Origin of the sequence: Bacillus sp. FJAT-49736 (genome assembly GCF_018343615.1) — a bacterium.
GTDB lineage: Bacteria > Bacillota > Bacilli > Bacillales > Bacillaceae_C > Margalitia.
The window spans coordinates 1-23,489 of sequence record NZ_JAGYPI010000005.1; the positions used below are offsets into that span (position 1 = coordinate 1).

Sequence of the window (23,489 nt, forward strand, 5' to 3'; positions counted from 1 at the left end):
GGAATGCCTTTGACTAAAATTGTTGAAAATATAAACGGTGGTTTCGGGGGCTTAATGACAAGTATTGGACTTGTAATCGTCTTCGGAACAATTATTGGAACCATTTTAGAAAAATCGGGCGCTGCTTTACGGATGGCAGAAGTGGTTCTTCGTGTAGTTGGGCCAAAAAGACCGCAGCTAGCGATGAGTTTAATTGGATATATTGTATCTATTCCTGTATTCTGTGATTCCGGATTTGTTATTCTATCAAGCTTAAAGAAAGCCTTGGCTAAACGGGCAAAAGTAACAATAGCATCAATGTCTGTAGCTTTAGCAACAGGCTTGTACGCGACACATACGCTTGTACCTCCGACACCTGGTCCAATTGCAGCGGCTGGAAATATCGGTGCAGAAGGATATTTAGGGACAATCATATTAATTGGACTAATTGTCGCTATTCCTGCAACGATTGTCGGATATTTTTGGGCAGCAAAGGTCGCAAAAAAAATTGAGGTTCCAGACGATGGAAATGAGGAATTGGATTATGATGAAATCGTAAAATCGTTTGGTAAAATGCCATCTGCATTCCAAGCCTTTTTACCTATTATTCTACCAATTATTCTAATAGGAATTGGTTCGATCATTACCGTTTTAGGCGGTAAGGGAAATATTTCCGCCTTCTTTATTTTCCTAGGACAACCTGTTATTGCTTTATTAGCTGGAGTTATTGCAGCCTTTACTTTATTGCCAAATTATACCGAAGAAACATTAACAAAATGGGTTGGTCAAGGGCTTTTAGATGCTGCTCCCATTCTTCTAATTACCGGAGCTGGTGGTGCGTTTGGGACTGTAATTAAAAATACAGGAATTGCCGATGCGATTCAAGGTTGGGATCTTGCGAATGCTTTCAGTGGCGTATGGTTCTTATTGATTCCATTTATTATTGCTGCTGCCTTAAAAACAGCACAAGGATCTTCTACTGCAGCGTTAGTCATTACTTCGTCATTAATCGCTCCATTGCTTCCTGTGATGGGAATTGCAGGGGCGGTACCACTTGCTTTAGTAGTAATGGCAGTAGGAGCAGGCGCAATGGCAGTCAGCCATGTAAATGACAGCTTCTTCTGGGTTGTTACCCAATTTAGTGGTATGAAGGTAACTGATGCTTATAAGGCGCAAACAATGGCTACATTGTTGCAGGGTGTCGTTACAATTATCTTTACGATGATTTTGTGGGTAATACTTGTTTAAGTTGTTTTATAAACCTCATTTACACTATTGATTTACTAAAACAGCAAAAAGATATAAAACCTCCAATGAAATGGAGGTTTTATATCTTTTTCTTGGCTACATTCATTTAAATATTTCTATTTCGTTTATTTTATTTTCCTAAACGGACAGAATCCAATTACCCATATCATTTATCACTTGTTTGTCCACATGCTGAGCAACATTATACTCTTTCTTCGCTTTTAATATCGCTCCATACACGGAAGGCATAAACATATGATTCAAGTTTGGATAAAGCTTAAATTTTACATTCGGCTTTTGACCTAGAATATTTTTATACCCATTAAAATCTTTTTCTATAGATACATGAAAATCTTTCTCACCCTGCAAAATGAAAACCGGTTTATCCAATGACTTGAGATATTGAATAGATTGGTGTACACCCATTTCTTTAAAGTAGTATGCACTTACATGTTTTCCAATAACTAATGTTGATTTCGCTTCTTCATCACTTAGATTATAGATATTTTCAAACTTCCTTGATAAATTTGCTATTTGCTTCCTCGCAATTATCTTCAAAAATTTATTTAGGGAGTCTAATACAGCATCATTTTGATCCATCATAATTTCTTCCAGATTGCGCGGTGAACCAGCCAAAATAATGATACCGGCAAAATTCCCACCTTCTGCATCAATACGAGGAGCCAACATCCCACCTAAACTATGACCAATAATAAATATTTTATTAGAGTCTATACGTTCATCTCTTCGTAAGAATTCAGCTGCAAGTACGGCATCTTCGATTGTTTCTTCTTTCACCGAAATTCCAGTGTGATTTTTCATTTCTTTGCGGTATACGAAGGTTCTCTTGTCATAACGTAACACGGCAATACCTTTCTCAGACAGACCTTCCGCAATATCTTTGAAAGGAACATTATTACCTACTTTTGCATCCATGTTGCTTGGACCTGATCCTTGAACCAGCACCACCGCGGGCAACAATCTATTAGTTTCATTTGGGATGGTCAATATCCCATTAAGGGGGTACTTAGTTCCCGCACCTATCACAATTTTCTCATTCAACATTATATGCTGCCTCCTCAAGAATTTTCTAGCGTTCTTTCTTAAGTACGAATCTATACCAATTCTTTTCTTTTAAAAATAAATACTCCAGATGCTAGAAAAAGGCCAATCAATAGAATTGTTATGATAGATGCCCCATACAGCCCCTCCGGGATTGCTTTTGTTTTTAACAATTCCCCTGTATATTTTGTCAGAAGAGATGGCAGCCATAAGAGCTTATTGGCAAAAAAGGATGCACCTGTGCTTAGAATAATTGTTGATGCTAAGGTTAAAAAAGCATTTAATCCAGAGGATTTAACTATACTTCCAAAGAAAAAAACTAACGTAACGACGAAGGTTAACCAAATTCCATAAAAGAAAAAGGCTTTTACTGCCAAGCTCACATCAACCTTTTCAAATAATTGATAAGTATAATACCAATTTGCCAGCATACCAAGGAAATAGGATACCCAAACTACCAGCATTGCAGATGTCCATTTTGCTAGAATATATGCGATAAACGAAACAGGCTTAACGAGAATTAGAGATGCACTTCCACTTTTCTTTTCCCCCGGTATAGAGGCCATAAAAGCTAGTACAACCACCAAAATTCCAATCACATTAAACTGCGAATCAATTGTTCCAAATAACACTTCTGAGGCGGATGGCGTCGGCAGTTTGATAACGGCTCCCTCCGGAAGATTCCCACCAGACTGAATGATTTCCGGTAAATAATAAGTGGTTATTGGCTGAGTTAAACCAAGTAGAAGAAACACTAATGGCATCCAAATCCATTTATAATTCCTCCATGATTCAACACATTCTTTTTTCAAAAAAATAGAAAACTGTTTCATCCCTTCACCACCTTTGTAAACACCTCTTCTAATGTCAATTGGTTCACTTCAAATTTTTCCAATGGCCAACTTTCATTAGCGGCTAGCTGAAATATTTGCTCTCTTACCTTCTCCATTTCAGAAACGGCAATGAAAGCATTATTATCATCGATATCTACGGATCCTATCCATTTCATCCCTTCCAATTGAAGCAAGAAATCTTTCGGGATTTTTGAAAAGGAAAGCCTGATTACATTATCGGTATAGCGTTCCTTAACCTCTTCCAATCCTCCACCCTCTATCAATCTGCCATCATTCATAAAAAGAACAGAATCACATACTTCCTCCGCATCATTTAGTATGTGGGTTGAAAAAAGGATGGTCGTCTCTCTTTTCAATCTTCTCATTAGCTCTAAAACTTCTCGTCTTCCAAATGGGTCTAAAGCAGAAACTGGTTCATCCAAGAGCACAAGCTTCGGCTGATGAATAAGAGCTTGTGCAATACCAAGTCTTTGCCTCATTCCTCCTGAATATCCACCTATTTTACGTTTGTATCCATCTTGAAGGCCAACAAGCTCAATTAGCTCCTCCACCCTTACCTTTATGGTAGACGCATCGATATTAACTAATTGTCCAGCAAAAGTTAAATATTCTTCACCCGTCATCCATTCATAGAAGGCAGGATATTGGGGCAAAAAACCTATTACTCCCCTAATGTCATCTCCTGATTTTTTTAATGGAGAATGAATCGTTCCTTTACTCTGTTTGATTAATCCCGCAATCATATGCAATGTTGTTGTTTTACCCGCCCCATTTGGGCCAAGTAATGCTGTGCATTTTCCTTCTTCAAGAGAAAAGCTTACATCCTTAACTGCAACTTTCCCTTTAAATTCTTTTGTAAGATTCTGTACATCTATGACCTTCATTTATTTTTGTTTCCTTCCGATAACAAAATAAAGAATCGGTCCTAATAGGTTAATAAAAATAACAATAAGTGCCCAAAGCCACTTGGGCCCTTTTGTGCGATCTATACGAATAATATCCACTAAAGCAATTACCATTAATAAAACTTGAATGACAACAATTGGTGCAATTAGACCCCAGTTAATGTTTTCCATTTCTTCTACCCCCAAATTTTTATCTGTTATACAAGAAATATAACAATTATAAAAAGCAATTACAATATGTTATTAAAAAATATTTTTAAGGGGCTATATGCCAAAACGTTTTTGCGCTTACCTACCCTTTACAAATATACAAAAAAAGTACCCTTACCAGGCGGCAAAGGTACTCTGTATATATCCTTTATTTTTTCGTAATCTCCAACAATATATCCATACCACCGGTAACTTGATGATGGGTTGAAGGTTGATTCATTGCGAATTTTTCACCGTTTATTAATATAATCGGTGTAATGACTTTATATCCTAAACCTTTAATTTTTTCCACATCATAATCAGCCAGTACACTACCTTTACTTACTTTGTCTCCATCTGAAACCTTAATGTCAAACCCATCTCCACCTAGATTGACTGTTTCCAGACCCATATGAATTAATATTTCCGCCCCTTCTTTTGAACGTAACGTAATAGCGTGCTTTGTTGGAAAAACATTAACTACTTCTCCATCGATTGGGGAATACAGTGTATTTTTCGACGGAATGATCGCTACCCCATCCCCCATCATTTTCTCTGAAAAGACTTGATCCGGAACTTCTTCTAAGGAAACTACCTCACCGGATAATGGTGCCATAATCGTTATCGCTTGTTCGCTTTTTTTAAATAGTGATTTAAACATGTAACTTCCTCCAATCATTCGCACAAGATATAAAAAACGATTCCTATTCTAACGTATAAAATCAAATTTGAAAAATGTTATACATTAACATTCGCAAAAAAATCTTATATATGTATTACTATCTTCTGCCCTTTTTCCACTATCCAAATGAAATTTCATATCTTTTTTGAAAACGCTTTAAATTCTTGTTGAATTTCGTCGAAGTCGGTATTATACTAAACGTGTAAATAATTTTCATGTTAGGGGGTAATTTGATGAGTAGTTTCTTCGAAAAAGCTCAGCAGTTTGGTAAATCCTTCATGTTACCGATTGCAGTATTGCCAGCTGCTGGTCTTTTATTAGGGATTGGGGGAGCGTTATCTAACCCAAATACCATAAAAGCTTATTCATTTTTAGATGTATCTTGGCTACAGTCGATTTTCACAATTATGTCAAGTGCAGGGAATATAGTCTTTGCCAATCTTGCTTTACTATTTGCTGTAGGTATTGCAGTAGGATTAGCAAAATCAGATAAAGGTACAGCAGGTCTTGCTGGTGTTTTAGCGTTTTTAGTTATGAATTCAACTATGTCAGCTCTACTTACTATTACGCATAAAATGAATACTGAAAACCCTGCCGCTGCAGGACAAGGAATGGTTCTTGGAATTCAAACGTTAGAAACAGGTGTGTTCGGCGGGGTTGTAGTCGGTATTTTAGCAGCTTGGCTACACAATCGATATAATAAAACTCAGCTTCCGCCGTTCTTGGGATTCTTTAGCGGATCACGATTTGTTCCCATTATTTCTTCTTTTGCGGCTATCCTGTTAGGTGCCGTTATGTTTTTAGTTTGGCCATTCATCCAAAGCGTGATCTTTAAAATGGGTGGTATTGTACAATCAACAGGTTATATTGGTACTTTCTTTTATGGATTTATTCTTAGATTGCTTGGTCCATTCGGTCTCCATCATATTTTCTATATGCCATTCTGGACTACAAGCTTAGGTGGTACTGCTGTTGTCAGTGGTCATTTAGTGGAAGGTACACAACGAATATTCTTTGCACAATTAGCAGATCCAAATACGCAGCATTTTTATATCGGAACTGCACGTTTCATGTCCGGACGCTTCATCACGATGATGTTTGGTTTAATCGGTGCGGCTTTTGCGATTTATCGTACTGCAAAGCCTGAAAACAAAAAGAAGATCGCTGGTTTAATGGGTTCTGCCGCATTAACTTCTTTCTTAACAGGAATTACAGAACCACTTGAATTTTCATTCTTATTTATCGCACCAGCACTTTATGTATTACATGCATTTTTTGATGGTTTAGCATTTATGATGGCTCATATACTCCATATTACTATCGGACAAACATTTTCTGGTGGATTTATTGATTTTATATTATTTGGAGTTTTACAAGGTAATGCGAAAACAAACTGGGTACTGGTTCCAATCGTTGGAGTTGTTTGGTTCTTCCTATATTATTTCTCCTTCACCTTCTTCATTAAGAAGTTCAATCTTAAGACACCTGGACGCGAAGAAGCAGGAGAGGAAACTGTTGCAATTACCAATAAGAGTGAACGTGCTCAAACTATTATCGGTGCATTGGGCGGAGCAGACAACTTAGAAAACGTTGACTGCTGTGCAACTCGTTTGCGGGTTACAGTAAAAGATGAGAAAAGTGTAAATGAAGATATTTTAAAGAAAACCGGTGCTAAGGGTGTTGTTTCTAAAGGAAAAGGCATTCAAGTAATATACGGACCGGACGTGACGATTATTAAAAACGAAATTGAAGAAATTGTAGGTGGATAAAAATGTTAAAGACCATAAAAAAAGGGCTAGTCGCTTCTTGTCAGGCACTTCCAGATGAACCACTTCACAGCTCATTTATTATGGCAAAAATGGCTCTAGCAGCAAAGCTTGGTGGTGCTGTTGGGATTCGCGCAAATTCCAAAGAGGATATTATTGCAATTAAACAAGAAGTTGAGCTTCCTGTTGTAGGAATAGTAAAACGAGATTATCCAGATAGTGCGGTTTTCATTACAGCTACAAAACAAGAAGTAGATGAATTGCTTGAAAGTGGATGTGAAATGATTGCATTAGATGCAACCTTAAGAACTAGACCAAATGGCGAAACTCTTGAAGAGTTGGTAGATCATATCAGAGCAAAAAAACCGGAAGTAGAATTAATGGCTGATATTTCTACAATTGAAGATGCTGTAAACGCAGAAAAATTAGGCTTTGATTGCGTTTCAACTACTCTATACGGATACACAAATGAAACAAAAGGATGTAAACTATATGATAATGAGTTTATGTTTTTGAAAAGCATCCTTCAAACTGTGTCTATCCCTGTAATTGCAGAAGGAAATGTTATTACTCCCGAAATGGCAAAACAGGTCCTTGATATAGGGGCACATTCAGTCGTTGTTGGTGGTGCTATATCCAGACCACAGCAAATTACCGCCCGTTTTACAGCAATGATTCGCGATAACTAATGACCGTTTAGAAGGAGAAAGGAGTTATAAGTGGCATCACTTTTAAAGGATATTCAGTCTAGATATTCATCTTTTTCAGATAAAGAAAGACAAATAGCAGATTATTTGCTCTCCTCACCTGAGGAAGCCTCTCAAAGTCATATCAAGGAAATTGCAGAGAAGACGGGAGTGTCTGTCGCTTCCATTACTAGATTTGCTAAAAAAGTTTCCTGCCGTAATTTTGTAGAGTTAAAATTAAAGCTAGCCAGAGAGAATCATGTAGATGAAAGTTCAGATATAGATGAAGCATTACATCATCAATATATTGAAATGTTCCATGATATCCAATCTTTATCTGGAAAAGAGTCCCTTTCTCGTGTTCTATCCTTGATTAAAGAGGCGAATCGAATTTTCATATATGGGTTAGGGAGCTCGGGACTTGCTGCACAGGAACTTAATTATCGTTTGAGTAGGATGGGATTTGTTGCGGAGGCAGTGACCGACCCTCACTTAATGATTATAAGGAGTGCCCTTCTGCAGGAAGGAGACCTATTACTTGCATTTTCGCGCTCCGGTCAAACAAGAGATTTATTAATTCCAGTCGTAAGAGCAAAAGAAAATGGAGCGAAAATCGTTTCTTTCACTGCTTACGGAGACACCCCATTAACAACATTATCACATGAAGTATTATGGACTGTTCATCCAATCCGAAATGGTTATTTCTCAACAGGACTAGACCTAAGTGCGTTATTCTTAATAGACCGAATCACTGCCCACTTCCTGCAAGATCCAGTAAGGCACAAAATATACATGGATACTGTTTCGGTTATTTCTTCTTTATCACATATAGATAGGACTTGACCGACTTTTCGTGTCATTTAATAATGTCCTTAAAAAATAACTTCTCAAACGAGGAGTTATTTTTTGTTTCATCAGGCTTCACTTCTTGATATTGTGTTTAATCATGCAAAGGAGCTGATAACATGATTAGGTCTATTCGTTTGTCTCGAAAACATTTGCTGCTCCATAATGATATTGGTGAAAACCCCGCAAACCGGGCCTGAAATTAAAAGAATAAAATTTGGATTATTGTCTATGCCCGTTTCGGGCAGAATCGGCCTTTGTTCATTCCCGCTTTCCCAATTCATCCTCTTTTCCGGGCACATTCAACCTCTGATCGTTCCCGTTTCTTACTTTGGCTATGGCCAAGTTCGCTGCCATCAATCTATCTATTGAGTCGAAAAAATCAGGTCATATGAATATCTGTTCCATACTGCATTAATTGCAGCTTCTTGGCAACAGCTTGGGATGAAAAGTTGTCCCACGAGGTGCTGTATAATGCTATTTTCCCTTGAGCTTGGACCTCATTTGCCCATGCATTTGCTACCTCCATTCCAAAACCATTTCCGCGAAATTCTTCCAATGTATATAAGCTTGCCTCTGCTGCCTTTGAAGTCTGCCTTGCGCTACAGCATATAGAAACAGCTTTATTATTTTGGACGATTGCATAACATGGTTGCTTCAACTCAAATTCTTCATATGTAAATGGGAAATTGGACAATAAAATATTTTTATTTTCAGGAGTAACTTTTATCGCTCTTGTTTCCCTATCTTTCACATTCTGAAAAATATATGCGGGTCCTATCCACACTGTGCTTAACTCCTGACTTTTGTTAAGTATCCGAATGATATCAGCTATTGAAGGAATGTGACCTGTATTAATAACTTGCTCTAATTCTTTTATCACCTTTACATCAAGGGTATTTCGATATCTTATTACGCTTCCATTTTTTGTTCCACCCATAAAAAAACGCGGTGCATTATTGTGAGGTGGTTCGTTCACAAAACTCGGGTTGTTTTTGAAAGGAACAACTTCATAGACTATAAACCTTTCCCTTCAATCCAATATACTTCCCTAATATTGATTTGCTGCCGAAGCTTTCTTACAAGTTCAACAGGTAACTTTCCCTTTTCAAACATTTCTTGGAGTGCATCTCTTTCTGCTTGGAATGCTTTATTTTTCAACTCTCGTTCATAACGCTCATTAATTTTCGAAGTGTGTTTATCTTTTATTTTCTTTAAAATCAATATCCATTCGTTATATTCCCCAATCACTAAATAGAGGATATCTTTATTTTCTGAGGACATCTCTTTCACCAATTGGTTGATTGCTGCTTTTGCCATTTCTATTTTTAACTCCACCATTTTTTGATATTGCTTCCTGCGCTTTTGTAGCATCGTTTCTTTTTGTGGAGATAAAACATGTAAGATACGGATCAAGATTCTTTTTATCGTATTCCCAATTACCAAAGCTCTATATTTCATTTGGTTTGTAATCGCCATTTCCCTTCGGTGAATATGTTCTTGGCAAAGATACGCTGTTTCCCGGTCAATTTCTTTATTTTTTCCTAGTTTTGCAATGTATTGAGACTCAGCCTCTAATGCCTTCAGCCGAATTTGTACTTCTGAGTTTTTGACAGCATTTGAGCTTTCTTCTTCATTTCCAGATCGAAGCTGATGTATTTTTTTATTATAAGATGTAATAATGGACAAAGCAGATGCACGATTTTCATCATTCATACTATTTTTTATGGCACGTATTGCTGCAATACTCATTTGTATAAGCGCCCAATTCTTTATCTTTTCCTTTTCCACCTCATTTTTATCTCCATCGGATTTCGCAATCAAAGGTAAGAAAATACTTGCAATAATCAGTGTTAAAAGGATAACACCTGCCGCTATAAAAAGTATAAGAGACCGTTCGGGAAACGGGCTACCATCCTCTAAAACATACGGAATCGAAAAAGCACCGGCCAGTGTAACCGCCCCTCTTACACCACCTAATGTTGTAAGGGCTATTTGTCTGAAGCTTAATTTTGCAATCCTTCGTTTTTGAATCCTCAAGCTAATGGATCCCGATAAAAAAATCCAAACAAAACGTAGGATTAATAATGCGGCAGTAATTAGAACTATGTATTTTATTGCTACAAAATTATTAAATAACGGATCCTTAATGATCGTACTTGCAACACTCGGAATCTGAATTCCGAGTAAAACAAATACCAAACCATTCAAAACATAAAGAATGACAGTCCAAGTACTTTTGGAAACTATCTGTAGATCCACTTTAGGGGACTTTTCATGATCCTTTTCTATAGCATGGACAATACCGGCAGCAACAACTGCTAATATACCCGATAGATGGAAATGTTCTGTAATCAGGAAAATGACAAATGGAGTAAGAATTTGAATAAGCATATGTACCGTTACATCTTCCATCCCAAAATGTCGTAACAGCACCCTGATCCTAATGATGATATATGCCAGAAAGGCTCCGCCTATGAAACCGCCAATCGCAATAATAACAAAGCTTATGCTGGCATTTAACAATGAAAAAACTCCCGTTACCATTGCAACAATGGCAAAATTAAAAGCAACAAGTCCAGATGCATCATTCATTAGTCCCTCTCCTTCAAGGATATGCAGTATAATTTTTGGCATTTTCACCCGACTTGACATCGCACTTACTGCCACCGCATCTGTCGGCGACAGGAGTGCTGCTAAAGCAAAGGATGCAGGTAGAGGAATCGTTGGAATAAGCCAATGAATAAAATACCCTATTATAAATACTGTAATGAATACAAGACCGAGTGCCATTAACAAAATAGGCGTTTTCAGTTTCCACAAAGTAATTCGCGATGCATTTCTTCCATCATTAAATAGCAGAGGAGCAATAAATAATACTAAAAATAACTCGGTTTCCATTGGAATATGGATTCCGAATGGAATGATAGCAATCATTACCCCAAGGGCAATCTGAATCAGCGGAACAGGAATGAACGGAACAAGATGATTCAATACATTAGAAAGTCCAATTATTGCCAATAATAGTAGGACGATAAAGAAATTTTCCATTATTATATTCTCCTTTCCATTTTTATCATTCGAAACACTATGTTTTATTATTCCTTTGAAAAAACCAGTCAAAATAAATACTGTCGCATTATATGGCTACCAATGAAAAATCCCGTTCAGAACTTTTCTGAACGGGATTTTTTATTGGTATAACAAAACTAATCATTCTTCTAGTCTAATTTTAATCCAGTGTCTTTCTTCATTAACTTCAGAACAATTAAATAAATAATTCCAATTCCTAACCAAATAAATCCTAATTTTTTTGAAAGCGGATCAAGATTAAGCCATACATACCCAATAATAATGAACCCTATTAATGGCAGGAACAAGTGCTTCATATAATCCTTGCTTCCGCTTTTTCTTAAAAAGTAATACATGACGGATACATGTAAAAATAGGAATGAGGATAATGCCCCAAAGTTAACAACCGATGACAGCATCCCTATTTGTGAAGCAAATACAGCGGTAACGATAACGGATAAAATCGCAATGGCAATGGTCCCTAAATAAGGAGTTCGATATTTGGGATGAACCTTCGCTAAGAACCCAGGTAATTTCCGGTCTCTTGCCATACTATATAAAATCCTTGAAATTGCTGCTTGGGCAACTAACGAGTTAGCAATTCCCCATGAAAGTGCGGTCGCCAAGATTGTTAAATATTTGAGCCAAGTTCCCCCTGCTACTTCTGCGATTTGATAAAAAGCTACATCTGGATTCTTGAAGCTTTTAAAATCCGGCCAAATGAGTGCGGCCACCCAGGTCTGAATGATAAATAAGGCTCCAACCGTCAATAATGCGTATACACATGCTTTACCAATGGCTTTACTGCCTTCTTTCGTTTCCTCTGCTAATGTAGATATCCCATCAAATCCCAAGAAGCTAAGTACAGCAATCGAAACTGCACCCATTACAACACTCATACTGAAATGGCTCTTATCATACAAAGGTTTGATGGTTATTTCAGCACCATTTACACCTTTTGCAATTGCAACGATGCCAACAATGACAAAGATAGCTAGTACAATTAATTCTAGGATAACAATAATTTTATTTGCTTTAGCAGTAAATTCAATTCCACGTATATTAATCACTGTATTAATTGCGATGAAAAGCAACACCCAGACAATAAGTGGGATTCCTGGAACCATATCATGCAAGGCAGATCCACTAACTAGATATAAAAGTGCCGGAACAAAAATATAGTCAAGTAAGATGAGCCAGCCTGCAATAAATCCAACTGAATCATTAATCCCTCTTTGAGCATAAGAATAGACCGAGCCGGCAATTGGAAATGCTTCAGACATACGCGCATAACTAAAAGCGGTAAAAATCATTCCGACCATCCCAATTAAATAAGCAAGTGCAATCATTCCATTAGAGCCTTGAGCTACAGATCCGTAAATCCCAAATGGCGCAATGGGAACCATAAAAACCATTCCATAAATTAATAAATCCCAAAACGAAAGAGAGCGTTTTAATTCTTGCTTATAGTGTGGCTTTTGTATCGGAGTTGCAAGTTTCTTTGCTTCCATTTGATTTCCCCCTTAGAAAACTTTCTCTATGCCCAGACTCTTTAAGACCTCTTTGGATAAATAGCATCTTGCCGTTTTCAAAGGATCAACTATTTGGCTTACCTGCACTTGACCAGCAGCACTTAAAAGCATAGCTGTTTCTTCTATCGTCATATCTGTTCTTTTTAGCAAGTAATCCACCATTTCTTCTACAGCTGAATCTGCAGCTTCATCCAGTGTTTTCTTCGAAACTAAAAAGGCAATGCCATCCTCATTTTCAACAAACGGTGTACGAAGAGACTCCCCTTTGATAACGGATAATGTTACTGTTACTTTTGCAGGGATTTCAATTCCTGATACCCCCACTTCGCCATCCCCCATGGCTGCATGTAAATCTCCTAGAGAAAATAATGCTCCCTTTTGAAAAACTGGAAAATAAACCGTTGCATTTTCCTTGATCAAAATAGTATCCATATTTCCGCCATGATCACCAGGTGTTCCACAGGACACTTCTCCTTCTTTTGGTGCTACGCCAATTACACCGATCATTGGATTCAGCGGCAAATGTATGTTTTCATTAAATATCGCTCTATTGTCCTTAATTGGCACCACTTTAATAGAAAAATTCGAAATTCGTTTGCCCATAACCCCTAAATCAGGACCTGTCACCATAACTCCTTTTTCAGCTAGTTCAATTTTTTGAATATGCACAGCAAGAATATCTCCCGGCTCTGCTTCTTCTACAAAAACCGGACCTGTTGCGGGATTAATTTGATTCCAGTCAATCGAGGAATAGTTCGTGGTTTCAGATGTAATTTGATTTAAAAAACAATCATATGTTTCGATAATCACTTTACTACCTGACTTTACCCGAATAGCAGGCTTGTGTTTGCTGCTCATTTCATAGATATAAGATTCACGTGTAAGCATCTCCATCATTATCATCCTCCTTATATTTTAATTATAAGAAAATTTGGATAATGGAGTTGCGTTATCTTGACTTATTTTTGTGATATGTTGCCTATTTTCGAAATATTATATAAATACATACCTATCATGCTGAAAATAGAAGATATTATCGATACTTTAACTGCTAATAAAAGACTATGGCTCACAAGATATACAAAAATACCACTCATCCAAAAAGCAAATAAACATATAACAAGCCAATAAGTATATTTCTTATCCCCTCTACATATGGCCAGTAAAGGAAAGGAAATGGTTATATAAAAGAGAAGATAACCGATAAAAATCATTTTAATATAGCTTACGAGCCAATATTGGCTAACAAAAACTAGTATTGTGAGGACAATAATTAATAAGTACATTACCCTTATTTTCTTTGATGGTTGCCATTTAGTATGAAGAGATTGAAGAAAAATAGATGCCATTGAATATATGGAGATGGCAACTGAATGCGCAGCACTAACAAGCCAAACTAACACAATCATGAGTATAATCAACCGCGATGGAATTTGTAATAAACCTTTGCTAAACAAAAGGAATGTACCGGGATGATGTTTACTTACAATATAAATTCCGTATATTAAAACAGAGGCTGGGATAGAGGCGGAGCAAAAAAGTGATAATTTAAGAGACGGATTACGATAATTTTCTTTAATAGACCGTAATACCTGCCATTGAAATGAGTTGGTTAAAAGCATACCGTTAAAAACAATTGGGATAGCAATAAATATTATTATCATTTCTTGCAATTGTAACGTGTGATGTTTCTCAAATGTAAGATAGGATTCGAAAATGGGATGAATTCCATCCTTCAAAAATAAAAACAAAGGTACGAATAAAAAAGCAAACCCACATAGCAATAAAAGGATATAAACCGTTCGATAGATAGTGAACATTCCACCTAATCCAGCAAAAATAACACAAAAAAGAAGTAATAAAGCAACAAAAATGAATGGTTGTTGAGGAAACCATACTCTAAACACATTATTGGCCAATGAAAGTTGGAACAATAAACCTTCTAAATTTGCAAAGATAAAGAGTGGTAGAAAATAGCTAAATCCAATTTTTGTGAATTTCTTCTGATAAAATCGAATCAATATAGGTTCATGAATATTTTTCACTTGAAATCCGTTCAAATAATAAGACAAAAGTAGATACATGCATATAAAAGAAAACATATAGTATCCAATGCTAATAAGCATTCCAAAATGAAATAAAAAATAAATAGGCATAAATAAAGAAGATGTTCCAAAGAAAGAAACCCACAACAATACCGTAGCGTGCTTCATACCATATTTTTTTCCAATCATAAAAAACTCGAGTGGCGAACGATGCTCTGCCACCCTATTTAAATTAAAAATAATAACTCCTGCGGCTAAAAATAAAATACTATACCAATCAATCATGAGAAAAACTCTCCTTATATTGGCGTGGGGACAATAATACCATCTTCTTAAACGTAGAACTAAAATGATGCAGACTAGTAAATCCAACTTCCTCCGAGATTTTTTGAATTGTCCAATCCGGATGTTCCTTTAAATGCTTTTTTGCTTTTTCAATGCGAAGGGAAACAAGGTATTCCTGAAAACTCATCCCCAATTCTTCTGAAAACTTTCTGCTTAAATAAGTAGGGGACATATGAACTTCTTCCGAGAGATCCTTTAAATTTAATTTTGAACCATAGTTTTTATGTATAATATTCAACACTTGTTGGACCACCGGCGAAACCTTTTCTAGATATCCAAATTGCTCCTTAAATCGGTCCAACGCCTGATAAAACTCCTTACTAATAACAGGTTTCACGATATAATCAAAGACATGTAATCGAATTGCCTGCTTTGCGTATTGAAAAGTCTCATAAGCCGTAATCATCATGCATTCTGTCTCATAATGCTCCCTAATGTACAAGCAAAGATCTAAGCCGGATTCACCTGGTAGATGTATATCTAAAAGTGCTAAATCAATAGATTGATTTTCAAGAACTCTCTTTGCTTGTGCAGCATCTTCTACCTTAATAACGGACCAAGATGGATATCTTTCATGTATTAAAAAATGTAATTGTTCCAATTCTAACTGTTCATCATCTACAATTAATATTTTCATCTTTATCCCTCCGGCGTATATGGCCAAACCGCTTTAGCAATCGTGATATTATTCTTTCTTATTAAAGAAACGTCCGTATATAAATCAAAAAGTAAAGATAAGCGTTTTCTAATATTCTCTAAACCTACTCCTAAATGGCCACTCTTTTCTACATCTATTCCAGGTCCATTATCACTCACAGATAAAGTGACCCAACTTCCACTTCTCGCTAGGGAGATGACTAATTGCTTCGTCCCGCTTTTTTTCTCTAACCCATGTTTAAACGCATTTTCAACAAGTGTCTGTAAAATATACGGCGGTAAACAAGTAGATTCTGCTTTTTCATCAATTTGGTACTGAATATGCAAATGATTACCAAATCGAATCTTCTGGATGGAAATATAATGAGATGTATAGGTTAATTCTTTTTCAAAGGAAACAAGCGATTCCTTCTCCACATATTTGTAGCGGATAAACTGCGAAAACTCTTCCAAGGCATGACTTACATCTTGAATTCTCCCTAAACGACTTAACGACAACATGGAATTTAGCGAGTTAAATAAAAAATGTGGCTGAATCTGTTGGCTTAACTGTAAATACTCAACACGATGCAGTTCCTTTTCCATTTCAATTTTCTTATTTTCTATCTGTAAATAATCAAACTCTTTTCCGAAAAATCCTAATAATAGCAATATGACATAGCTCGCAATCGGTATTCCTAAACCACATAAAATTAATATGGTAAAAACTGATTCATTCATAATGACTCCTTCATAATGGAGATTCCATTTGCAATTTTATTTAGCATATTATTATAGATTCAAAATATAATAAAATTCTAATTTTTACAAATGTTAATTCTATTATTTAAGAAGATGTTTGCTTTATTAAAACTCCTTTCATAAGCTTTGTTTCTTTTATAGAAGACAATCTTTATAACAGAGAATGAATAACGTTCTTAACAAAAGATGCCCCATAATAAGGCTAAATCAGGATTTATAGCATTATAAGAATTGCAACAACTTATACGGACAAAAACCTTATTAATATAATAAAAAGACTCCGAGTCCTAGCACTCAGAATCCTTCATTCGGATTATACAATTGCCCTTCCTGCTATTTTGAATTCACACCTCTAATATTCTTTACAGCTTTCTCTATTCTCGTTAACCCTTCTTCCAAAATAGAACGCCGACATGCAATATTCATTCTAACGAAGCCATCTCCGCTTTCCCCGAAAATATACCCTTGATTCAATGCTACCTTTGCTTCTTTAAGCATAAATTGTTCTAATGTTTTCCTATCAAAGCCTAGCTTTCTGCAGTCAATCCAAACTAAATATGTGCCTTCCGTTTGAATTACTTTTAATTCAGGGATGTTTTTCTGAATATAGTCGGTTACAAAGTCTAAGTTATGGCCTAAATAGTCAAGCAATTGTTCCAACCATTCATCCCCATAGAGATAAGCACTCTCGGTAGCAACAAGTCCAAAAGTACTTGTCATGCCAATTAAAAGTGATTCTAGTGTGTTGGTAAATTGTTCTCGAAAATTGTTATTCGGGATAATAATATTCGAGGTTTGCAACCCAGCAAGATTAAAGGTTTTACTGGGTGCTGTACAAATAATCGAGTGATTTGCAAATTCCTCAGAAATAGAGGCAAAAGGTGTATGCTGATTTCCCTTTAAAAGCAAATCAAAATGGATCTCATCAGATACGACAAGAACATTATGTTTAAGGCAGATTTCCCCTAACTGCATCAGTTCCTCTTTTGTCCATACCCTTCCAACTGGATTGTGAGGACTGGAAATAATGATCATCTTTACATCAGAATCTATTTTATTTTCAAGATCTTCTAAGTCCATTACATACCGCCCATCTTCAAATTTTAACGGGTTCGGTACAATCACTCTGTCATTCTTCTCCACTACATTGGCAAACGGATGATAAACCGGAGGCTGAATAATAATTTTATCTCCCGGCTTTGTAAAGGTATTAACGATCATCCCAAGGGCTGGAACAACACCAGGTACATGAATAATCCATTCTTTTTCTATCTCCCAATGATGTCTTCTTTTCATCCAACCAACGATTGCTTCATAGTAAGAGTCATCCCTAGCTGTATAGCCAAAAACACCATGCTCTGCCCGCTTTTTAATCGCTTCTATTACGGGTTCTGGTACCCTAAAGTCCATGTCTGCCACAAACAAAGGGATAAGATCCTTTTCTCCAAAAATATTTTCTGTTTCATCCCATTTCACAGAATTTGTATTTAATCGATTTATTTCTTGGTCAAAATTGTATTGCATCTTTTATCCCTCCATTATGCTTTTTTCCTTTGATGTTTTCATATGTTTAAGGCGTTGTCAATAAATTCGAAATATACAATTAAATATTATATCTAAATTGAACTTTGACAAGTGCATGAATTTCAATCTCCCCTGGTTCAATCGGTGTAGAAGTACCAGTGGCGAATTTTTGAAGGGGATGCGGCAATTCACTTATCTCTTCCGTAATTTTAAGAGGAATTGTGTCAAAATCAATATTTAGCGTCTCGGATATCGTCTTCGCCTTTGCTAAAGCATTTCTTAAAGCATTACTTAAGGTTTCTTGGTAATAAACCTGCTGATTTTCTAAAGAAAATTGTATATTCGAGACGTGATTGACTCCATTATTAACAGCTAAATCAATAATTTTACCCGCTTGAGTGACATTTATTATTTTTACCATAATGGCATTACTTACTTGGTAGCCTCTAAAAACTTGTTTTCCTTCCATGTAATCATATTTAGGGAAAATATTATAAGATGCTGTTTGTATATTATCTTTAGGGAAGCCAGTTTGTAAAAGGGCTTGAATAACCTGGTTCATTTTCGCAGCGTTTTCCTGCTGAGCCTGAGATAATAATTCATTTTCTGTCATAACTTCTAAATGAATCCGTACTGTATCTGGCCTGCAGAGAAGATTTGCAGTCCCTATCACAGTCATTATTCGGGGAGCCTTATTTCTGTATGGTTTTTGATTTGAGGGATAGTACATGGACAATCCTCCTATTTTGTTTCTTGTTTTATAAATATGCTTAAAATAGGAGTGATGGAAATAAATTTTCTATATTCATGTGTTGCTCCTCTCCGAAGTTCCAAGCAACACTTTATTAAGATGAAATAAGCCAAACCCGGTTGTCTGTGGGCTTGACTATATTTTTACTGTAGTACTTCCTTAGGAACCCATCCTACGATTCCGTTATTCTTTATTAATGCATATCCTGCACAAGTATCATCCAGTACAGAAATGATATCTCCCTTTTTTACATTTATTTGTGCACAGGATACTTCTTTTTTTACTTCAAAACCATTGTCTGTTTGATGGATATATTCATTTTTTACATATACCTGTTCACCTGTTTCTACTTGTTGGCACAAGGTAAAATAATCTCCTCTTTCCAGAGGTAAGATGCGATAGTCCACATAAGAAATGGACCCAGTCATGACAGTATCAGCCTCAAAATCAATTACAGCATTGATTTTTCGAAAATGATCGACGTATGTATAAGAATAAATATTCTCTGAAGAACTTGGTTGAATGATAAAGGCATTTAATTGCCCTGAATTTTTTACATTATTACCGCCGTCAATGGCAATTATTTTTTTCTCCAAGTCGATAATAGGATTGTTGGATAGTATTTTGCTAGAATAATTCCCAACAGGCCAATGGCCTACTATAACGTTTTTATTTGCACGATGGGACTTATATAAAAATTCCGGAATAGATATGGCATTATCCCTATCTGTATCTTTCCAGTTATCAATATCCTCCAGTCCGGCGTGAACAAAAATATATTGATCCGTTTCTATTGCTGTCGGCAGTTCGGACAACCACATGATTTCCTCAGAAAAATGTGTTAATAATTGCTCCTTAACTTCTTGTATACTAGTGTCAATTGTAATAGAAAATTCAATCTGCTCTAGCCATTCGTTCATAATCGAATGCTTTCTGGCACATAAATAGTTTATTAGCTGCGGATTTTCATTAAGAAGCTCTTCTACTAACGCATCACAATTGCCTTCTATTACATGAACCCTTGGATTCTGTGCTGCAAGCTCTATCACGTAACGAACAACCCCCGTGCTATTTGCACCTTTTTCACAAAGGTCACCATTTATGATAAGATAGTCTTCTTTACTAAATTGCACCTTATCTAAAAGCTCTTTAAAAAGCTCTAATTCTCCGTGAATGTCGGAGATTACGATGATTCGGGACTGATCTTTAATAGATAAAGCTTTTATTTTATTCAACAGAATTACTCCTTTTTCTTTGATACTATAAAATAATTCATTCGACAATCTTTTTGATATTCCTTTTTCATGAATATAGAGTTCTTTGATGAAGCTCACTAAATGGTGAAAACACTAGTTAGCGATTTCCTAACATAATTGTAAAAATAAATAAAAGCCATGTATCACTGCTAAGACACGGCTTAAATATTCTCATTCATATAACATCGAAATTAATTTCGTCTATGTCGGTTACCTTTTCAATGCCTTCATCTTTCCATTCTTCTCATCTCCATCCTTGTACTCAAATAAACCAATATGATTTCCCCATGGATAAAAAACCCATTCTAATAAGAATGAGTTTTTTATGACTTCTTAGCATTCCAAGTTCTACTTGAATTAATCTTATTCCAAAACAGGCGCCAGTTTGTCTGAGGTTATATTAGATTTTGCCAATCTCTAACACTGCTTGATTACACTATTATTCATTAAACATTTTGTTTAGAGCATCAGCGTTTGCCATTACTGCTTCCATTAAGTTATTATCTGAAACAATTTTGTAATTACCATCTTTATCTTTCTTGAGATTCAGTGTTACTTCACGGGTGGACATTGTTGCATTTTTATCCGTCATATCCTTAACAAGAGTTGTTTCCATTAATTTTGTCATTTCATCATCAGAATTCTCACTCTCGCTAAATGCACTAGCAAAAGCCATAGGCATTACTTCTCCTAGTGCCTTTGTTATAGCCATTTGCATATCAACAGATGTAATCTTCACTTTCACTTTCGCGGAATTATCATTAGTCGATACAACTACAGGCTTTTCAAATTTATAGTTTGATGCCAATGCTTTAAATAAAACTTTACCATTAATTCCATCGTTATCTTCGTTAAAATTCTTCAAATTAAATTCCTGATCTGAGGAACTTAAATGGACGTAGGTAATTGCTTTTTTATAATCACCATTTTTAATAGAAGTTAAAAAATCATTAACTGTCTCCTCTGGCTTTGGTCCGCCACACCCAGCTAATAATCCAAATGACACACAAAGTATCATTATTGCGATGAATAATTTTTTCTTCATTAATTATTCCCCCCAGAAATAATCTCATTATTTTTTAAGCAGCAAGTGTAATTATAGTGAATAAAAGGAATTTGGTAAACAGAATTTATAATAAAGGGGTTTCCTAATTAACCCAATAGGAGTAATAAGTGGAAGGGTAATTGATTTGGGTTCACTCTCTAGGATATAAAGAAAGAATAATAAGAATGTAAAATTGATAAATTTAAGAATCTCCTTAATTCGAATACGCCCAGATGTGATGTACCCATGGATACTTTCAAGTTGTTAATGGATAATATCATCTTTCTATGATTGCTACTTCTATTGAACTGCGAATAGTTAGTAGAAAACGCAAAAAAACGGCAAAGAAAAACTAGCCCTCCACCAAGCAAAGGACTAGTTTCTATTATATATATTGCTTTACATTCATTTCTCTATACTTTAAATTGGTTTGCAACATCCAGAAGTTCCTGAGCCATATTTGCTAGTAGTTTAGTTGCTGCACTTACTTCCTGCATAGAAGCGGTTTGTTCTTCCGTTGCTGCCGCCACCTCCTGAGTATGTTCAGTTGTTTGATCAGTTATGTTGCTTACATTTTTTATGGATTCAACTAGTGAATTTGTATGATGATGAATTTGTTCAATTGACTGAGATACCTCCAGCATTCGCTCGGTGACATCATTAACGGCCAATGAAATATCTGCAAATGATGTTCCTGCATCCCCTACCAATTCTGTTCCTTTATGCACTGCATTCCCGCCGAAGTTCATTGATTCAACAGCCTTAAGAGTATTGGCTTGAATCTCTTGAATGATTTCTCCAATTCGCTTTGTTGATTGGCTGGATTGCTCCGCAAGCTTACGAACCTCGTCAGCCACAACTGCGAAGCCTTTTCCGTGTTCACCTGCACGGGCTGCTTCAATCGCTGCATTTAAAGCTAGTAAATTAGTTTGGTCGGCAATTCCATTAATAATCGTAACAATTTCCTCAATTTCCTCAGATTTTTTACTTAACATGGTAATGACTTTGGCTGTATTCTCCGTATTCGTTGTGATATTTTCCATTTGTTCAATGGCTTTACCAACGATATCACTGCCCACCTGTGCTTTTCCAAACATCTCTTGCGAAGAATGGGCAACTTTTTCAGCACGGGATGATATATCATATATATCCTCTGAAATCTTACTAACTAACTGATTCGCTTGCTTGACACTTCCAAACTGCAAATCTGCGCCAGATGAAACCTCTTGTATAGAATCAGCAATTTGTTCAGAAGCTTTCGAGGTTTCATCGGCATTAGCACTAAGTTGCTCAGATGAAGCTGCAACTTGTTGGGACGTGTCAATTACTCTTCTTACAAGATTTTTTAAATTAGAAACCATTGCGTTAAAGCTTTTTGTAAGTTCTCCCATCTCATCCTTCCGATTTTCTCTTATGGCTTCAATCGACAAATCACCATCTGCTACTACTGCCATTCCGTTCCGCAAGGATGTCAGTATTTTATTAAAGTTGCGAATGAATAGGGTGATTGCAGCAATACCGATTAATAAGAATATAGCCGTTACTATAATAGTAGTATTTCGAACACCATCCCTTATTAAAATCGCTAACTTTTGCATATCAAAATCGAAACCGACAACCCCAATAATTTGACCATTTGAATCAGTAACTGCTTTCGCCAAAGTAATAGTCGATTTCCCAGTGCCGGTATCAATATATGGTTCTGTCCAAATGACTTTTCCGTTCGCCTTTTTTGCTTGTATATACCAATCCCTTTGTCGTGGATCAAATTGTTGTAAATTCACCTGTTCAGGAGGGATATTAGATAAATAAAATTCTCCATTCTCTGTAGCTAAATATGTATTTAAGAGATATTCATGTTTGTTTTCAAAATCTTTAAAAAACTTTTGATAGAACACTTCCTTAACTGGATCATTTACAGTTGGCATGTTTGTAAATTTTTGCGCGGAGGAAGCAGTAAAATTATATGTTTGAAACTGTACTTGTGACTTAGAACTGAAATTTTTTATTAGATCTTCATGTTCAATAAAAATATTTTTAAATTTTGTTGAAAACTTCTCCATATCCCCCTTTTGAATTACAGCATGCTCCAAAATACTAGTCTTTTGATAAAACATGAATCCTACAATTACAAGTGGAACAACCAATAGAAGGAGCATTAGTGCCGGTAGCTTAAATTTAATAGAATGAATGAACTTCATTGTCTTTCCCCCTTTTCAAAAAAAGATGCTGAAAATTAATATCGATGTTTTTTACAAAAAAGTCATCATTTTATAAATTTTCAAAATTATTATAAGTATATAG

The 23,489-nt window shown here is 35.9% G+C and carries 22 protein-coding genes and 1 pseudogene; 4 read left to right on the forward strand and 19 right to left on the reverse strand.

Features of this window, described 5'->3' with window-relative positions; genetic code table 11:
* Positions 1 to 1,227, forward strand: a 1,227-nt coding sequence (locus KHA87_RS19805; protein ID WP_213095918.1) for a GntP family permease, incomplete at its 5' end; no start/stop codon positions are given.
* 138 nt (positions 1,228 to 1,365) lie between these two features.
* Here KHA87_RS19805 and KHA87_RS19810 read toward each other — a convergent pair.
* The 5 genes from KHA87_RS19810 to KHA87_RS19830 all read right to left on the reverse strand — a co-directional run bounded on the left by KHA87_RS19810 (position 1,366) and on the right by KHA87_RS19830 (position 4,898).
* Positions 1,366 to 2,292 carry an alpha/beta hydrolase family protein gene (locus KHA87_RS19810; RefSeq protein WP_213095255.1) on the reverse strand — a complete coding sequence of 309 codons (927 nt, stop codon included), beginning with the start codon at positions 2,290 to 2,292 and terminating at the stop codon, positions 1,366 to 1,368.
* Between the two features lie 50 nt (positions 2,293 to 2,342).
* On the reverse strand, positions 2,343 to 3,122 hold the full coding sequence (locus KHA87_RS19815; protein ID WP_213095254.1) for an ABC transporter permease subunit: 780 nt from the start codon (positions 3,120 to 3,122) through the stop codon (positions 2,343 to 2,345).
* A complete protein-coding gene (locus KHA87_RS19820; RefSeq protein ID WP_213095253.1) occupies positions 3,119 to 4,027 on the reverse strand; it encodes an ABC transporter ATP-binding protein in 909 nt (302 codons plus the stop codon). Before KHA87_RS19820 ends, KHA87_RS19815 begins: the two co-directional genes overlap by 4 nt.
* On the reverse strand, positions 4,028 to 4,219 hold the full coding sequence (locus KHA87_RS19825; RefSeq protein WP_213095252.1) for a PLD nuclease N-terminal domain-containing protein: 192 nt from the start codon (positions 4,217 to 4,219) through the stop codon (positions 4,028 to 4,030).
* Positions 4,220 to 4,406: 187 nt separating this feature from the next.
* A complete protein-coding gene (locus KHA87_RS19830) occupies positions 4,407 to 4,898 on the reverse strand; it encodes a PTS sugar transporter subunit IIA (protein ID WP_213095251.1) in 492 nt (163 codons plus the stop codon).
* A 254-nt stretch (positions 4,899 to 5,152) separates the two neighbouring features.
* On the opposite strand from KHA87_RS19830, the gene ptsG reads away from it, so the two are divergent.
* Genes ptsG through KHA87_RS19845 form a run of 3 tightly spaced genes read left to right on the forward strand, consistent with a single transcriptional unit; the run spans position 5,153 to position 8,214 of the window.
* On the forward strand, positions 5,153 to 6,688 hold the full coding sequence (ptsG, locus tag KHA87_RS19835; protein WP_213095250.1) for a glucose-specific PTS transporter subunit IIBC: 1,536 nt from the start codon (positions 5,153 to 5,155) through the stop codon (positions 6,686 to 6,688).
* 2 nt (positions 6,689 to 6,690) lie between these two features.
* Positions 6,691 to 7,374 carry an N-acetylmannosamine-6-phosphate 2-epimerase gene (locus tag KHA87_RS19840; RefSeq protein ID WP_213095249.1) on the forward strand — a complete coding sequence of 228 codons (684 nt, stop codon included), beginning with the start codon at positions 6,691 to 6,693 and terminating at the stop codon, positions 7,372 to 7,374.
* Positions 7,375 to 7,404: 30 nt separating this feature from the next.
* Complete coding sequence (locus KHA87_RS19845) at positions 7,405 to 8,214, forward strand: MurR/RpiR family transcriptional regulator (protein ID WP_213095248.1); 810 nt, start codon at positions 7,405 to 7,407, stop codon at positions 8,212 to 8,214.
* Positions 8,215 to 8,315: 101 nt separating this feature from the next.
* Here KHA87_RS19845 and KHA87_RS19850 read toward each other — a convergent pair whose 3' ends face one another.
* From KHA87_RS19850 to KHA87_RS22730, 14 genes and pseudogenes are all read right to left on the reverse strand, one after another.
* On the reverse strand, positions 8,316 to 8,501 hold the full coding sequence (locus tag KHA87_RS19850) for a hypothetical protein (RefSeq protein ID WP_213095247.1): 186 nt from the start codon (positions 8,499 to 8,501) through the stop codon (positions 8,316 to 8,318).
* Between the two features lie 98 nt (positions 8,502 to 8,599).
* Complete coding sequence (locus KHA87_RS19855; protein WP_213095246.1) at positions 8,600 to 9,004, reverse strand: GNAT family N-acetyltransferase; 405 nt, start codon at positions 9,002 to 9,004, stop codon at positions 8,600 to 8,602.
* A 230-nt stretch (positions 9,005 to 9,234) separates the two neighbouring features.
* Entirely contained in the window at positions 9,235 to 11,268 is a 2,034-nt protein-coding gene (locus tag KHA87_RS19860; RefSeq protein WP_213095245.1) for a Na+/H+ antiporter, read from the reverse strand.
* Positions 11,269 to 11,438: 170 nt separating this feature from the next.
* Positions 11,439 to 12,800 (reverse strand): APC family permease, encoded by a 1,362-nt coding sequence (locus KHA87_RS19865; RefSeq protein ID WP_213095244.1) that lies wholly within the window; start codon positions 12,798 to 12,800, stop codon positions 11,439 to 11,441.
* Positions 12,801 to 12,812: 12 nt separating this feature from the next.
* Positions 12,813 to 13,715, reverse strand: a complete 903-nt coding sequence (locus KHA87_RS19870) for an acetamidase/formamidase family protein (RefSeq protein ID WP_213095581.1) — start codon at positions 13,713 to 13,715, stop codon at positions 12,813 to 12,815.
* A gap of 65 nt (positions 13,716 to 13,780) precedes the next feature.
* Positions 13,781 to 15,151 (reverse strand): hypothetical protein, encoded by a 1,371-nt coding sequence (locus KHA87_RS19875; protein WP_213095243.1) that lies wholly within the window; start codon positions 15,149 to 15,151, stop codon positions 13,781 to 13,783.
* The gene (locus KHA87_RS19880; RefSeq protein ID WP_213095242.1) at positions 15,144 to 15,848 is read right to left on the reverse strand and encodes a response regulator transcription factor; all 705 of its coding nucleotides are present in this window, start codon (positions 15,846 to 15,848) and stop codon (positions 15,144 to 15,146) included. Before KHA87_RS19880 ends, KHA87_RS19875 begins: the two co-directional genes overlap by 8 nt.
* A gap of 2 nt (positions 15,849 to 15,850) precedes the next feature.
* Positions 15,851 to 16,588, reverse strand: a complete 738-nt coding sequence (locus KHA87_RS19885) for a sensor histidine kinase (RefSeq protein ID WP_213095241.1) — start codon at positions 16,586 to 16,588, stop codon at positions 15,851 to 15,853.
* 354 nt (positions 16,589 to 16,942) lie between these two features.
* Positions 16,943 to 18,133, reverse strand: a complete 1,191-nt coding sequence (locus KHA87_RS19890; RefSeq protein WP_213095240.1) for a MalY/PatB family protein — start codon at positions 18,131 to 18,133, stop codon at positions 16,943 to 16,945.
* Positions 18,134 to 18,212: 79 nt separating this feature from the next.
* Positions 18,213 to 18,863 (reverse strand): SIMPL domain-containing protein, encoded by a 651-nt coding sequence (locus tag KHA87_RS19895; protein ID WP_213095239.1) that lies wholly within the window; start codon positions 18,861 to 18,863, stop codon positions 18,213 to 18,215.
* 164 nt (positions 18,864 to 19,027) lie between these two features.
* Positions 19,028 to 20,119, reverse strand: coding sequence for a metallophosphoesterase (locus tag KHA87_RS19900; protein ID WP_213095238.1), 1,092 nt, complete (start codon positions 20,117 to 20,119; stop codon positions 19,028 to 19,030).
* A 460-nt stretch (positions 20,120 to 20,579) separates the two neighbouring features.
* Positions 20,580 to 21,185 carry a DUF4878 domain-containing protein gene (locus KHA87_RS19905; RefSeq protein WP_213095237.1) on the reverse strand — a complete coding sequence of 202 codons (606 nt, stop codon included), beginning with the start codon at positions 21,183 to 21,185 and terminating at the stop codon, positions 20,580 to 20,582.
* A gap of 413 nt (positions 21,186 to 21,598) precedes the next feature.
* The gene (locus KHA87_RS22725; RefSeq protein WP_481748387.1) at positions 21,599 to 22,546 is read right to left on the reverse strand and encodes a methyl-accepting chemotaxis protein; all 948 of its coding nucleotides are present in this window, start codon (positions 22,544 to 22,546) and stop codon (positions 21,599 to 21,601) included.
* A pseudogene (locus KHA87_RS22730) lies at positions 22,541 to 23,386 on the reverse strand (PDC sensor domain-containing protein); the annotation flags it as partial. The pseudogene KHA87_RS22730 and the gene KHA87_RS22725, both read right to left, overlap by 6 nt.
* Positions 23,387 to 23,489 lie beyond the last annotated feature (103 nt).

Bases quoted from the DNA above. Each gene is read 5' to 3' on its own strand.
- KHA87_RS19810 (WP_213095255.1), bottom strand. From the start codon at position 2,292: ATGTTGAATGAGAAAATTGTGATAGGTGCGGGAACTAAGTACCCCCTT.
- KHA87_RS19815 (WP_213095254.1), bottom strand. From the start codon at position 3,122: ATGAAACAGTTTTCTATTTTTTTGAAAAAAGAATGTGTTGAATCATGG.
- KHA87_RS19820 (WP_213095253.1), bottom strand. From the start codon at position 4,027: ATGAAGGTCATAGATGTACAGAATCTTACAAAAGAATTTAAAGGGAAA.
- KHA87_RS19825 (WP_213095252.1), bottom strand. From the start codon at position 4,219: ATGGAAAACATTAACTGGGGTCTAATTGCACCAATTGTTGTCATTCAA.
- KHA87_RS19830 (WP_213095251.1), bottom strand. From the start codon at position 4,898: ATGTTTAAATCACTATTTAAAAAAAGCGAACAAGCGATAACGATTATG.
- ptsG (WP_213095250.1), top strand. From the start codon at position 5,153: ATGAGTAGTTTCTTCGAAAAAGCTCAGCAGTTTGGTAAATCCTTCATG.
- KHA87_RS19840 (WP_213095249.1), top strand. From the start codon at position 6,691: ATGTTAAAGACCATAAAAAAAGGGCTAGTCGCTTCTTGTCAGGCACTT.
- KHA87_RS19850 (WP_213095247.1), bottom strand. From the start codon at position 8,501: ATGAATTGGGAAAGCGGGAATGAACAAAGGCCGATTCTGCCCGAAACG.
- KHA87_RS19860 (WP_213095245.1), bottom strand. From the start codon at position 11,268: ATGGAAAATTTCTTTATCGTCCTACTATTATTGGCAATAATTGGACTT.
- KHA87_RS19865 (WP_213095244.1), bottom strand. From the start codon at position 12,800: ATGGAAGCAAAGAAACTTGCAACTCCGATACAAAAGCCACACTATAAG.
- KHA87_RS19870 (WP_213095581.1), bottom strand. From the start codon at position 13,715: ATGGAGATGCTTACACGTGAATCTTATATCTATGAAATGAGCAGCAAA.
- KHA87_RS19875 (WP_213095243.1), bottom strand. From the start codon at position 15,151: ATGATTGATTGGTATAGTATTTTATTTTTAGCCGCAGGAGTTATTATT.
- KHA87_RS19880 (WP_213095242.1), bottom strand. From the start codon at position 15,848: ATGAAAATATTAATTGTAGATGATGAACAGTTAGAATTGGAACAATTA.
- KHA87_RS19885 (WP_213095241.1), bottom strand. From the start codon at position 16,588: ATGAATGAATCAGTTTTTACCATATTAATTTTATGTGGTTTAGGAATA.
- KHA87_RS19890 (WP_213095240.1), bottom strand. From the start codon at position 18,133: ATGCAATACAATTTTGACCAAGAAATAAATCGATTAAATACAAATTCT.
- KHA87_RS19895 (WP_213095239.1), bottom strand. From the start codon at position 18,863: ATGTACTATCCCTCAAATCAAAAACCATACAGAAATAAGGCTCCCCGA.
- KHA87_RS19905 (WP_213095237.1), bottom strand. From the start codon at position 21,185: ATGAAGAAAAAATTATTCATCGCAATAATGATACTTTGTGTGTCATTT.
- KHA87_RS22725 (WP_481748387.1), bottom strand. From the start codon at position 22,546: ATGGTTTCTAATTTAAAAAATCTTGTAAGAAGAGTAATTGACACGTCC.